Consider the following 12,541-nt stretch of genomic DNA (forward strand, 5'->3'; position numbering starts at 1 on the left):
GCTCGACATGTCCTTTTTCGAAACCCTGCAAACCCAGACCAGCGCCGAGCGCGAAGCGCTGTTCGCGGTCCCGGTGATCCGCGAGGCGCTGGCCGGCGTGGTCAGCCTGGAGGGCTATCAGGCTTTCCTCGGCCAGGCCTACCACCATGTACGGCACACCGTGCCGTTGATGATGGCCTGTGGCGCGCGCCTGCCTGCGCGTCTGGAATGGCTGCGCGGCGCAGTGTGCGAGTACATCGAGGAGGAGTACGGCCATGAGCGCTGGATCCTCGACGACATAAAGGCCTGCGGTGGCGACTGGCAGGCAGTGCGCGATGGTAGCCCGGCGTTGCCCACCGAGTTGATGGTGGCGTATCTCTACGACCTGATCGCCCGGGGCAACCCGGTGGGGTTGTTCGGCATGGTCAACGTGCTCGAAGGCACCAGCATCGCCCTGGCGACCCAGGCCGCGGGCACTATCCGCGACAGCCTGGGGCTGCCGCACACGGCGTTCAGCTACCTGAGCTCCCATGGCGCCCTGGACCAGGACCATATGGCCACTTACCGAGGCCTGATGGATCGCCTGGACGATGCCGACGACCAACGGGCGGTGATCCATGCAGCGCAGGTGGTATATCACCTGTACACCGAGATGTTCCGAGGCCTGCCGCGCGCCGGCCAGAACGGGGTGCGCCATGCGCTTGCCTGACTGTGTGGTGGTGCTCACCGGTGCCAGCGGTGGCATCGGCCTGGCGCTGAGCGAGCAGTTGTGCGGTGCCGGGGCGCGGGTATTGGCGGTCAGTCGGCACCTGGGCAAGCTGGCGCAATTGATGAACCGCTATCCACGGCAGCTGCGCTGGCAGGCCGCCGACCTGCGTACCCGGGAGGGCCGTGCGGACGTGCTGGCGGCGGCGCGGGCGATGGGTGGGGTCAACGTGCTGGTCAATGCCGCCGGGATCAATCGCTTCGCCTTGCTCGAGCAGCTCGATGAAGTCGCCCTGGACGAGTTGCTGGATATAAACCTCAAGGCTGCCATGCACTTGACCCGCGCCTGCTTGCCGCTGCTGCGCGAGCAGCCTCAGGCACTGGTGGTCAACGTGGGTTCCATCTATGGCTCGATCGGCTACCCTGGCTACGCCGCCTATTGCGCCAGCAAGTTCGCCCTGCGCGGGTTCTCCGAGGCCCTGCGCCGGGAGCTTGCCGATACCCCGGTGAATGTGCTTTATGCCGCCCCCCGGGCGACCCGCACGGGCATGAACAGCAGCGCCGCCACGGCGCTCAACCAGGCCCTGAAAGTTGGCGTGGATCAGCCCGAGGACGTCGCCCGCGCCGTGCTCGCCGCCGTGCAGGCCGAGCGCAGCGAGCTGTACCTGGGCTGGCCGGAAAAACTTTTCGTGCGTGTCAACGGCATGTTGCCGGGGGTGATAGACCGCGCCTTGCGTAAGCAACTGCCGCTGATCCGCCGCTACAGCGTCCATCCGGGTAAGGAGTCGAATAAATGAAGCGTGCGATGCTGGTCGGCTTGCTGCTGTGCTCCTCCCTGGCGTGGGCCTTGGACCCAGTCGGCAGCCAACGCCTGAACGATGTGCAGCAGCGCTGGGCGCAAATCCAGTACCAGATGCCCGAAGCACAGCGGGCCAAGGCCTTCGAGGCGTTGGCAGTGGACACGGCAGCGTTCGTGCGCCAGTACCCAGGCGCGGCCGAGCCGCTGATCTGGGAGGGTATCGTCAACAGCAGTTGGGCCGGTGCCACTGGCGGGCTGGGCGCGTTGGGCAAGGTCAAGGCCGCCCGCGACAGCCTGGAGCAAGCCCTGGCGCTGGACCCCACCGCCTTGCAAGGCTCGGCCTATACCAGCCTGGGCGCCTTGTATGACCGGGTACCGGGCTGGCCGCTGGGCTTCGGCGACCCGGACAAGGCCGAAGCGATGTTACGCCAGGCCCTGGCGATCAACCCCGACGGTCTCGACAGCAACTATTTCTGGGCCGACCACCTGTACCGACAGAGTCGTTACACCGAGGCCCTGGCCGCGCTGGACAAGGCCCGCCACGCCGCACCGCGACCGGGGCGGGCGTTGGCCGACCAGGGCCGACGGGGTGAAATCGATGCTTTACTCAAGGCAATCAAGGACAAACAGGGCTGAGCATGCGCTTGCTGCTGGTTGAAGATGACGCCGCGCTGGGGGAGGGTATCTGCGATGGCCTGCGCCTGGAGGGCTACACCCTCGACTGGCTGCTGGACGGGCAGCAAGCCTTGCATGCCCTGCAGGGCGAAACGTTCGACCTGGTGGTACTCGACCTGGGCCTGCCGCGCCTGGATGGCCTGGAGCTGCTGCGTCGTCTGCGCGCGGGTGGCGACGCCGTGCCGGTGCTGATCCTCACCGCCCGCGACGCCCTCGATGACCGCATCGCGGGGCTGGATGCCGGCGCCGACGATTACCTGGTCAAGCCGTTCGACCTCAATGAACTCAAGGCCCGCCTGCGCGCCTTGTTGCGCCGCAGCGCCGGGCGCGCGCGGGTACTGATCGAACATGCCGGCGTCAGCCTCGACCCGGCTACCCGTCAGGTGCGTTTCAATGGCCAGCCGGTGGTGCTCACGCCCAAGGAGTACCTGTTGTTGCATGAACTGTTGGCACAACCGGGCAAGGTCTTTACCCGCGAGCGGCTGACCCAACTGCTGTACGGCTGGGACGATGAGCCGGAGAGCAACACCCTCGAGGTCAACATCTACCAACTGCGCAAGAAACTGTGCAGCGGCCTGATCCGCACGGTGCGTGGCATTGGCTACCTGGTGGAAGGCAAGGTATGAGCTCGTTGCGCCAACGCACCCTGTGGCGGGTCATGCTCTTGCTGCTGGCTGGCAGTGGCCTGCTGGCGCTCTACAACTACCACGACAGCCGCCATGAAATCACCGAAGTCTACGATGCGCACCTGGCGCAGAATGCCCGCCTCCTGCAAGGGGTGATGAGCCTGCCGGTGCAAGAGCCGCATCGCCAGGCGCTGTACCAGGCGTTCGACGAGGCACTGGGCAAGGCTGGTCGGCATCGGGTCGGCCATCCCTACGAGCGCAAGTTGGCGTTCCAGGTGTGGGACGACCAGGCCAAGCTGTTGGTGCATACCCCTAGCGCGCCGACGTTCGCCACGCCACCGAGCGCCCCGGGTTTTTCCGACTTGACGCTGCAGGGGCAACGCTGGCGAAGTTTCGTGCTGCCGGTGCCAGAAAAGCATTGGCTGATCTGGGTGGGTGAGCGCAACGAAGTGCGTTTCGACCTGATCGAGCGGATCGTCCGGCATACCTTGACGCCTTTCCTGCTTGGCAGCCTGGCCCTGGCCCTGCTGGTCTGGGTGGGTGTCGGCTGGGGGCTGCGACCATTGCAGAACATGGCCCGAATCATTCGCGGGCGCCATGCCGAATCGCTGGAACCTTTGCAACTGGTGCCCTTGCCCAAGGAACTGGAGCCGATGCAGGCGGCGATCAACCGCCTGCTGGCGCAGATCGACGCACTCCTGCGGCGCGAGCACCGCTTCATTGCCGACGCCGCCCACGAGATGCGCACGCCGCTGGCCATTCTGCGCCTGCATGCGCAGAACGCCCAGGCCGCGAGCAGCGAGGCCGAGCGCGACAAGGCGCTAGGCTACCTGATGGGCGCCGTGGATCGCCTGGCACGGGTGGTCAACCAGCTACTGACCCTGGCGCGCCTGGAGCCTAGGCTGGCGCAGCGCAACTGGGCCGAGGTGGACCTGGCGCAACTGGTGACCGAGACCTTGGCAGAACTGACCCCGTGGATTCTCGAGCGCGGCCAGGAGCCATCGTTGGACATCACCGAGGGCGCCGACTACCACATGGTCAGTGACGCCGGCGCGCTAGGCATCGCCTTGCAGAACCTGGTGACCAACGCGGTGGACCATTCACCACCGGGCGGGCATATCCGTGTCAGCTTGCGCCGCGAAGCGCGGGTGCTGGTGCTGGACGTCGCGGATGAAGGGCCGGGGATTGCCTCGGCGGAGCTGGAGCGGGTGTTCGAGCGGTTCTACAGCAAGGACGCGCCCAACGGCGCAGGGCTTGGCTTGTCGATCGTCAGTACGGTCGTCAGCCGTCTGGGGGGGCAGGTGCAGTTGCGCAATCTGGCACCCCACGGGTTGTGCGCGAGGTTGCGCCTGGAGGTTGATGACTCCTAGGCTCTGTATGAAAAGTCTTGAGACAAAGGTCAGGCGAGGCTGTTTTCAACGCAGCATGAACGAGTATCAAGGCGTTTTGTACAGAGCCTAATGCCGTTGGGCAATCTGGATCAGGTTGCCGCAAGTATCGTCGAACACCGCCACGGTGACCGGCCCCAGGTCGATGGGCGCTTGGGTGAACTGCACGCCGGCCTTGCACAGGCGCTGGTATTCGGCGTGGATATCGCGCACCCCGAACGAGGTGGCGGGGATACCGTCCTGCTTCAGGGCGGCCTTGTAGGTCCTGGCCGCTGGATGGGCGTCGGGTTCGAGCAGCAGCTCGACACCGTTGGGGTCGTTGGGTGAGGTCAGGGTCAGCCAGCGATGCTTGCCCAGAGGGATGTCATGCTTGGGCTCGAAGCCCAGGACATGGTGGTAGAACGCCAGGGCCTTGGCCTGATCGTCGACGAGGATGCTGGTGACCACGATCTTCATGGGCGTGCACCGGAGGGCTGGGGCTGTACCTGCAATTAAAGACGGTTCCCGGTGTTTGACCAGTGCCAGGCAGGACGCTGCTGCTAGTATCCCGTTTCGCAAACAAGTTGTTCACTGTCGCCGATGTCTTGGGCGCCCGAGCACGTTGCCAGTGGCCAGAATAGAACGTACTTCCGAGACAGGACACTAGCATTTCATCAGGTCGAACATCGCGCGCATCGCTCGGCTCGCCATGCGCCGCATCACCGGCGCTTGCAAGCGCTCGGCCGGGCCGCCGGCACCCAGCGCGGCGACCACCTGGCCGCGCAGGCGCAAGGGCAAGGCGAAGCAATGCAGGCCAGGGCGTGAGGCGGCCAGGTCCAGGGCATAGCCCAGGTTGGCGACCTGGCGCAGTTCCTGTTCCAGGGTGTCGGGCAGCGCTTGGGTGCGAGCCAGCTGCCGCGCCAGCTGGCGGTCGTGGGCCAGCAGCACCTTGCCGATCGCCGAGGTGCACAGGCCATCGCGGCGGGTGTCCGCCGCCAGCTGCAGGGCCTGGCCACGGCCGTCGAGCGCCGCCAGGGTGAGGTAGGCGCGGGTGCCGCCGGGCACGGCGAGAAAACAGCTTTCGCCGCTCAGCTCGGCGAAGGCGCGCAGGGCCGGGGTGAAGGCCTGGCGCAGGCGCTGTTCGGCCTCGTTCACCGGTTGTGCCAGCTGGCGCAGGCGCAGGCCCAGGGCGTAATGGCGCTGATCGCGGCTGACGTAGCCCAGCGACATCAGGGTATCGAGCAGCCCATGCACGGTGCTCTTGCCCAGGCCGCTGCGTTCGGCCAGATCGTTCAGACGCGCGCGCCCGCCCTCGGCGCGGATGAGTTCGAGCAGGTGCATGGCCCGCTCGAGGGACTGGATCTGGCGGCTGTTGGTGGACATGGCGCGGTCCCGGTTGTGCTATGGCTGGCCATTGTGCCCGCAATCGACGAGGGTTGCTGGCGTGTTTGTTCGGCAATGTCGAACTGCTTGGCTTTTCTCGCCCCGCGAGGCGGTTCGACGGGCTTTGGCGCTTAGACTCGCGCCACTTCAACCAGCCAGAGGACAGGTTTCATGGATCTGCAACTGCAAGGCGCACGGGTATTGGTCAGTGGCGGCACACGCGGGATTGGCCGGGCGATTGTCGAAACCTTCCTCGCCGAAGGAGCACAGGTGGCGTTTTGCGCCCGCGAGCAAGCCGGGGTGCGGGCCGTCGAGGCCGAGCTGGGCGAGCACGCCCGAGGGTGGGCGGTGGATATCACCAAGGCCGGGCAGGTTATCAGCTGGGTTGAACAGGCCGGCGAGTGGCTGGGCGGTATCGATGTCGTCGTGCCCAATGTCAGCGCTTTGGCCCATGGCCGTGAGGCGGCGATCTGGCGCCAGGCGTTCGAGACCGACCTGCTTGGCACGGTGGGCCTGGTCACGGCGGCCTTGCCGTGGTTGCAGGCTTCGACGCGGGCGGCGGTGGTGCTGATTTCCAGTGTCTCGGGGCGTGAGCTGAGTAGCTTCGACGAGCCTTACGGGGTGCTCAAGGCCGCCCTCAACCACTATGGCAAGACCTTGTCGGCACGACATGCCCGTGACGGTATCCGGGTCAACTGCGTGTCGCCGGGCAATGTCTATTTCGCCGACGGTGTATGGGGCAAGATCGAGCGCGAACAGCCCGAGGCCTTCGCCCGCAGCCTGGCCGCCAACCCACTGGGGCGCATGGCACGGCCCGATGAAGTGGCGCGGGCGGCGGTGTTCCTGGCCAGCCCTGCGGCAAGCTTCATCACCGGCACCAATCTGCTGGTCGATGGTGGCCTGACCCGTGGCGTGCAGTTCTGAGGCTTGCAATCGGCCAACACGCACCCATCTAGCAGGTCTTGGCTCAATCGGAACGACACCATGGAACCCAACCGCTTCGGCGATATCGCCGCCTTCGTCAGTGCCGTGAAGGCCGGTAGTTTCACGGCCGCGGCGCTGAGTCTGGGCCTGACCCGCTCGGCGGTGGGCAAGGGTATCGCCCGCCTGGAGGCGCGCATGGGCGTGCGCCTGCTCAATCGCACCACGCGCAAGCTGAGCCTGACCGACGAGGGGCTGGTGGCCTTCGAGCGCTGGCGGCAGATCCTCGACGACCTCGACGAGGTCGAGACCACCATGGCCCAGCGTCGCGGCAAGCCCACCGGTACCCTGCGCCTGACCGCGCCGCTGTCGTTCGGCCAGCGTCATGTGCTGCCGATCCTCGACGCCTATCTCAAGCAGTGGCCTGAGCTGCGCGCGGATATCCGTTTCACCGACCGTTGTGTCGACCTGGTCGAGGAGGGCGTCGACGTGGCGCTGCGCATCGGCGCGCCGAAGGAAGACTCGCAGCTGTTGACCCGCACCGTGGCCTGGCAGCAGTTCGTCACCTGCGCCTCGCCCGGCTACCTCGAGCGCCACGGCACGCCGCAGGCGCCGGCGGACTTGTATGGGCATGACAAGATTGCCTTCCTGGTCGGCGAGAAGTCCGCGCCGTGGCGCTTTCGCACCGACACCGGACTACACCTGTGCGAGGAGCCGGGGCGGCTCAACATCGACAGCTCCGAGGCCATGCTCGCCGGCGCGCGGGCGGGATTCGGGCTGATTCACCTGCCGACCTACATCACCAGCGACGACTTGCGCGCGGGGGATTTGGTCGAGGTGCTGCACGCTTACCGGCCACCGGCAGACCCGATCCGCATCGTTTACCCCAGCAAGCGCCATCTGTCGCCACGGGTGCGTGGCTTCATCGACCTGCTGGTGGCGCGTTGGGAGGGCGGTGTGCCATGGGAGATCTGAACTGCGGCCCAGGCCCTGTCGAGTAACCCCGTAGGAGCCGGCAAAGCCTGCGAACACCGGCAAGGCCCGTGCCAGTCACCGCGTCGCTCGCTTGGTCAGCAAGGCGGGCGTCCACATGAGCAAATCCGCCAACCACTCAAGCCTGGCGCAGGAAAGGATAGTCTGTGTATCCCTCGGCCCCATTGGCGTAGTCGAACTGCGCCCGATGCGGGTTCAGCGGTGCCTGTTGCTGCAAGCGCTCGACCAGGTCCGGGTTGGCGATGAACGCGCGGCCGAACGCCACCGCATCGATCAGGCCACGGGCCAGCAGGTCTTCGGCCTTGTCGACGGTATAGGCCCCGGCCGCGACGATCACCCCCGGATAGGCAGCGCGAATGGCCTCGCGGAACTCGTCGCGCAGCGGCTTGCCACCGGCCCAGTCCGGCTCGGACAAGTGCAGGTAGGCCAGGTTGCGCTTGGCCAGTTCGCCGATCAGGTACAGCCCGGCAGCCTCCTGGTCCTCGCCATTGTCGATGCCGTTGAAACCACCCAGCGGGAAGATGCGGATACCCACGCGGTCCGCGTTCCACTGGGCGATGGCGGCATCCACCGCCTCCAGCACGATGCGCGCGCGGTTCTCGATACTGCCGCCGTAGCGGTCTGCACGGGTGTTGGCACTGGGGGTGAGGAATTGGTGCAGCAGGTAGCCGTGGGCAGCGTGCAGCTCGATGAAATCGAAACCGGCTTCACGAGCATTGCTCGCGGCCTGGCCGAAGTCGGCGACGATGCCGGCGATCTCTGCCTCGCTCAAGGCGCGCGGGGTCGAGGTCTCGACCCGGATCACCTTGTGGTTTTCGTCACGCAGGGTGGTGCGGGCATTGGCCGGCAGCGCCGATGGCGCCACCGGTGCCTGGCCGTCGGGCTGCAGCGAGGTGTGCGAAACCCGGCCGGTATGCCACACCTGCACGGCACTGTGGCCGCCGTCGGCGTGGATGCCAGCGTTGACCCGGCGCCAGCCGGCGATCTGCTCGGCGGTATGGATGCCCGGCGAGCCGGAATAGCCCTTGGCCTGGAACGATATCTGCGTGGCTTCGCTGATGATCAGCCCGGCACTGGCGCGCTGGCGGTAGTACTCAGCCATCAGCGGCGTGGGGATGTCGCCTGGCTCCAGGCTGCGCAGGCGGGTCAGCGGCGCCATGAACACCCGGTTGGGCAGGGTCAGCGGGCCAAGTTGCAACGGTTCGAACAGCTTCATGGGTGCACCTTTTCAAGGAGGATTCGATGCCGCGCACGATACCGAGGTGATTGGGGAAAAGGGGGACCGGGTGATTGGCTTGCTAGGCATCAATGGGGAATTTTGCGCTCAGGTCTTACGCAATGGCCTGCATGTGTTGACTTGCCAAGTGGCCTCAGGCTACTTTCCCAACCCATGAACACACGCCTGCAGTGCCGCGCCCTGAGCATTATTACCGCCATTATCGGATTGGCGGGCTAGCGCGTACACGCACCGAACCCGCCCTGGAGGCGGGTTTTTTCTCTCTGACTCCCGGGCCCATTAAAAACCAGGAGTCATCGATGACCAGCCTCAGCCTTCCTTCGCGTACCCCCGCAACGCCCCAGCAACTGTTGTCCGAGCAGGTGCGGCGGATTCTCTCGGCGCCAGTGTACGACCTGGCCATCGAAACCCCGTTGCAAGCCGCCCCGGCGCTGTCGGCCAGCCTGGGCAACCAGGTGCTGCTCAAGCGCGAGGACCTGCAACCGACCTTCTCCTTCAAGATCCGTGGCGCCTACACCCGCCTGTCGCGGCTGAACCCCGCCCAGCGCGCCCGCGGGGTGATCACCGCCTCGGCCGGCAACCACGCCCAGGGCGTGGCCCTGGCCGCCGCGCACCTGGGGCTGAAGGCGACCATCGTCATGCCCACCACCACGCCCTCGCTCAAGGTCGAGGGCGTGCGTTCGCGAGGCGGGAATGTGCTGTTGCATGGCGAGAGCTTCCCCCATGCCCTGGCCCATGCCCTGGCCTTGGCCGACCGCCAGGGCGCGACCTTCGTGCCGCCGTTCGACGACCCTGATGTGATCGCCGGCCAGGGCACGGTGGCCATGGAGATCCTGCGCCAGCACCCGGGCCGGCTGGACGCGATCTTCGTGCCGGTGGGCGGCGGCGGGCTGATCGCCGGCATCGCCGCCTACGTCAAGTACCTGCGCCCCGAGGTCAAGGTGATTGGCGTGGAGCCCGAGGACTCCAACTGCCTGCAGGCGGCCATGGCCGCCGGCGAGCGGGTGGTGCTGGCGCAGGTCGGCACCTTCGCCGATGGCGTGGCGGTGGCGCAGATCGGCGCGCACTGTTTTGAGCTGTGCCGGCACTTCGTCGATGACGTGGTGACGGTCAACAGCGATGAATTGTGCGCGGCGATCAAGGACATCTACGACGACACCCGCTCCATCACCGAACCCTCCGGCGCGTTGGCCGTGGCCGGGATCAAGAAGTACGTGGCCCGCACAGGCGCCCAGGGGCAGACATTGGTGGCCATCGATTCCGGCGCCAACGTCAATTTCGACCGCCTGCGCCATGTGGCCGAGCGCGCCGAGCTGGGCGAGCAGCGCGAGGCCGTCGTCGCCGTGACCATCCCCGAGCGCCCGGGGAGCTTCCGCGCTTTCTGCCTGGCGCTGGGCAAGCGCCAGATCACCGAGTTCAACTATCGCTATCACCCAGGCAAGGAGGCGCGCCTGTTCGTTGGCGTGCAGACCCATCCCCAGCACGACCCGCGCGAAGCCTTGCTGGCCAGCCTGGCCGAGCAGGGTTACCAGGTGCTAGATATGACCGACAACGAGCTGGCCAAGCTGCACGTGCGCCATACCGTGGGCGGACACGCGGCGCCAGGGGCCAAGGAACGGGTGCTGCGCTTCGAGTTTGCCGAGCGCCCAGGGGCCTTGCTGGGCTTTCTCGAACGCTTGGGCAAGCGCTGGAACATCAGCCTGTTCCACTACCGCAACCACGGCGCCGCCCAGGCACGGGTGTTCGCCGGGCTGGAGGTGCCGGACGAGGAACTGGCAGGGTTGCCGCAGGCGCTGGAGGCCATGGGCTACCCGTACTGGGACGAGACGGACAATCCGGCCTATCGGTTGTTCATGGGCTGAAGGAGGCCCGCCAGTTCAGCTCCGGGCATGGCCGGTCACACAACTTTTTAGTTCTGCCGTGACCGGATAGAGAACGGGTGAACACTTCCTGGCGCCCCAGCTCATCCTCGAAGCGCAGCTCGTTGTAGCCATCGCCCTTGTGGGTCTGGCTCTTGGTGGTCATGCGGGTCTTGTGCTCGGGCAGGTCGTACGGCGGTAGCTGATCGCCACAGTAGGTACGCCCGGTAATCATCGGTTGGTCAGGGTCACCATTGACGTACTGGATGATCACGTCCTGGCCGATCCGCGGAATGGCCATGGAGCCCCAACTGCCCCCGGCCCAGCTTTGGGAGACGCGTACCCAGCAGGAACTGAACGCGTTGTCCTGGCTCTCGCGATCCCAGGGGAAGCTGACCTTCACCCGGCCCCATTCATCGCAATAGATTTCTTCCTCCTTCGGGCCGACCACGGTAGCCATGAAGGTGTGGTCGCGTTGCACCTGGCGCGCGGTGCGTACAGAGGCGTTCGGTTGCAAGACATGGGCACCGTAAAGGGCTGGAAAGCGAACGTCTTGCCAGTATTTTCCTTGTACTGCGTGGGAAAATTCGCTGATTGCAAGGGCCGGCAGGGCATCACGCCCGCTCCCGGGCTATTTCACCCAGGCCCCTGTGCTTGCGCGGCAAGACTTGCGCTGGATCAACGCCGCACGGCGCGTTCAGGCAGATGCTCAAGCCCTACCATTCGCTTGAGAGGACCTGGCCATGAGCAGCACGTTCTTCATCCCCGCCGTCAATATCATGGGCATCGACTGCCTGGAGGAGGCGATGACCGCCATCGCCGGTTATGGCTTGCGCAAGGCGTTGATCGTCACCGACGTGGGCCTGGTCAAGGCCGGCGTGGCCGAGCGGATCGCCGGCATGCTGGCGATGCGCGACATCGACGCGCGGGTGTTCGACGGCGCCAAGCCCAACCCGAGCATCGCCAACGTCGAGGCAGGGCTGGCCATGCTGCGCCGCGAGGGCTGCGATTGCGTGGTGTCGCTGGGCGGCGGCTCGCCCCACGACTGCGCCAAGGGCATTGCCCTGTGCGCCACCAACGGTGGGCATATCAGCGACTACGAGGGCGTCGACCGTTCGAGCAAACCGCAGTTGCCGCTGATCGCGATCAACACCACCGCCGGCACTGCCAGCGAGATGACCCGCTTCTGCATCATCACCGACGAGGCGCGCCATGTGAAAATGGCCATCGTCGACCGCAACGTCACGCCAATTCTCTCGGTCAACGACCCGGCGCTGATGGCCGGCATGCCCAAGGGCCTGACCGCGGCCACTGGCATGGATGCGCTGACCCATGCCATCGAGGCCTATGTCTCGACCGCCGCCACGCCAATCACCGATGCCTGCGCGCTCAAGGCCATCAGCCTGATCAACGACAACCTGCGCCAGGCGGTTGCCGACGGCGCCGACCTGCAGGCGCGGGAGAACATGGCCTATGCCCAGTTCCTCGCGGGGATGGCGTTCAACAATGCCTCGCTGGGTTATGTGCACGCCATGGCGCATCAGCTTGGCGGCTACTACGACTTGCCCCATGGGGTGTGCAACGCGGTGTTGCTGCCCCATGTGCAGCGTTTCAATGCCAAGGTCAGCGCGGCGCGCCTGCGTGACGTGGCCAAGGCCATGGGGGTCAAGGTGTGTGGGCTGGATGCCGAGCAGGGCGCCGGGGCGGCGATTTCGGCCATCGAGCACCTGGCGGCGGCCATCGGCATCCCGGCCGGGCTGGCAGAGCTGGGGGCCAAGGTCGAGGATGTGCCGGTGCTGGCGGCCAATGCGTTGAAGGATGCCTGCGGGTTGACCAACCCACGGGTGGCCAGCCAGGTGGAGATCGAGGCGATCTTCAAGGCGGCGTTCTAGAGCGGCGTGGTAAGTGGCTGGCGCCTACGGGCCGGTGGCATCTACTGCGTCGCCTGGTTCGCCAGCAAGCTGGCTCCTACGGGTGTTGCAGGCCGTAATCGGCGT

Annotated in this window: 12 protein-coding genes and 1 pseudogene; 9 read left to right on the plus strand and 4 right to left on the minus strand. The window is 66.2% G+C overall.

What is annotated here, in order from left to right; genetic code table 11:
- Positions 1-7: 7 nt before the first annotated feature.
- The 5 genes from ACODS5_RS19500 to ACODS5_RS19520 are packed head-to-tail and all read left to right on the plus strand — an operon-like array spanning position 8 to position 4,154.
- Positions 8-688 (plus strand): iron-containing redox enzyme family protein, encoded by a 681-nt coding sequence (locus tag ACODS5_RS19500; RefSeq protein ID WP_489109436.1) that lies wholly within the window; start codon positions 8-10, stop codon positions 686-688.
- Entirely contained in the window at positions 675-1,481 is an 807-nt protein-coding gene (locus ACODS5_RS19505; protein WP_489109437.1) for an SDR family oxidoreductase, read from the plus strand. Before ACODS5_RS19500 ends, ACODS5_RS19505 begins: the two co-directional genes overlap by 14 nt.
- Positions 1,478-2,119 (plus strand): tetratricopeptide repeat protein, encoded by a 642-nt coding sequence (locus ACODS5_RS19510; protein WP_489109438.1) that lies wholly within the window; start codon positions 1,478-1,480, stop codon positions 2,117-2,119. Before ACODS5_RS19505 ends, ACODS5_RS19510 begins: the two co-directional genes overlap by 4 nt.
- 2 nt (positions 2,120-2,121) lie before the next feature.
- Positions 2,122-2,784 carry a response regulator gene (locus ACODS5_RS19515; RefSeq protein WP_134693322.1) on the plus strand — a complete coding sequence of 221 codons (663 nt, stop codon included), beginning with the start codon at positions 2,122-2,124 and terminating at the stop codon, positions 2,782-2,784.
- Complete coding sequence (locus ACODS5_RS19520) at positions 2,781-4,154, plus strand: sensor histidine kinase (RefSeq protein WP_489109439.1); 1,374 nt, start codon at positions 2,781-2,783, stop codon at positions 4,152-4,154. The genes ACODS5_RS19515 and ACODS5_RS19520 overlap by 4 nt, the downstream gene beginning before the upstream one ends.
- A gap of 87 nt (positions 4,155-4,241) precedes the next feature.
- On the opposite strand, the gene ACODS5_RS19525 is transcribed toward ACODS5_RS19520, so the two are convergent.
- Together ACODS5_RS19525 and ACODS5_RS19530 are read right to left on the minus strand one after the other, a co-directional pair.
- On the minus strand, positions 4,242-4,628 hold the full coding sequence (locus ACODS5_RS19525) for a VOC family protein (RefSeq protein ID WP_489109440.1): 387 nt from the start codon (positions 4,626-4,628) through the stop codon (positions 4,242-4,244).
- Positions 4,629-4,814: 186 nt separating this feature from the next.
- Positions 4,815-5,534 (minus strand): IclR family transcriptional regulator, encoded by a 720-nt coding sequence (locus tag ACODS5_RS19530; RefSeq protein WP_489109441.1) that lies wholly within the window; start codon positions 5,532-5,534, stop codon positions 4,815-4,817.
- Between the two features lie 171 nt (positions 5,535-5,705).
- On the opposite strand from ACODS5_RS19530, the gene ACODS5_RS19535 reads away from it, so the two are divergent.
- Both ACODS5_RS19535 and ACODS5_RS19540 read left to right on the plus strand, forming a co-directional pair.
- Positions 5,706-6,458 (plus strand): SDR family NAD(P)-dependent oxidoreductase, encoded by a 753-nt coding sequence (locus ACODS5_RS19535; protein ID WP_489109442.1) that lies wholly within the window; start codon positions 5,706-5,708, stop codon positions 6,456-6,458.
- 60 nt (positions 6,459-6,518) lie between these two features.
- Positions 6,519-7,430: a LysR family transcriptional regulator gene (locus ACODS5_RS19540; protein WP_134693327.1), complete on the plus strand. Its 912-nt coding sequence runs from the start codon at positions 6,519-6,521 to the stop codon at positions 7,428-7,430.
- 136 nt (positions 7,431-7,566) lie between these two features.
- On the opposite strand, the gene ACODS5_RS19545 is transcribed toward ACODS5_RS19540, so the two are convergent.
- Positions 7,567-8,664 carry an alkene reductase gene (locus ACODS5_RS19545; protein WP_489109443.1) on the minus strand — a complete coding sequence of 366 codons (1,098 nt, stop codon included), beginning with the start codon at positions 8,662-8,664 and terminating at the stop codon, positions 7,567-7,569.
- 320 nt (positions 8,665-8,984) lie between these two features.
- Between ACODS5_RS19545 and ilvA the strand changes: the two genes are divergently transcribed.
- The gene (ilvA, locus tag ACODS5_RS19550) at positions 8,985-10,547 is read left to right on the plus strand and encodes a threonine ammonia-lyase, biosynthetic (protein WP_489109444.1); all 1,563 of its coding nucleotides are present in this window, start codon (positions 8,985-8,987) and stop codon (positions 10,545-10,547) included.
- A 79-nt stretch (positions 10,548-10,626) separates the two neighbouring features.
- On the opposite strand, the pseudogene tssI reads toward ilvA, so the two are convergent.
- Positions 10,627-11,154: pseudogene (gene tssI, locus ACODS5_RS19555) on the minus strand (type VI secretion system tip protein TssI/VgrG); the annotation flags it as partial.
- A 133-nt stretch (positions 11,155-11,287) separates the two neighbouring features.
- Between tssI and yiaY the strand changes: the two are divergent.
- Positions 11,288-12,436: an L-threonine dehydrogenase gene (gene yiaY, locus ACODS5_RS19560; protein WP_489109445.1), complete on the plus strand. Its 1,149-nt coding sequence runs from the start codon at positions 11,288-11,290 to the stop codon at positions 12,434-12,436.
- Positions 12,437-12,541: the final 105 nt, after the last annotated feature.

This window comes from Pseudomonas sp. FG47 (genome assembly GCF_057809115.1).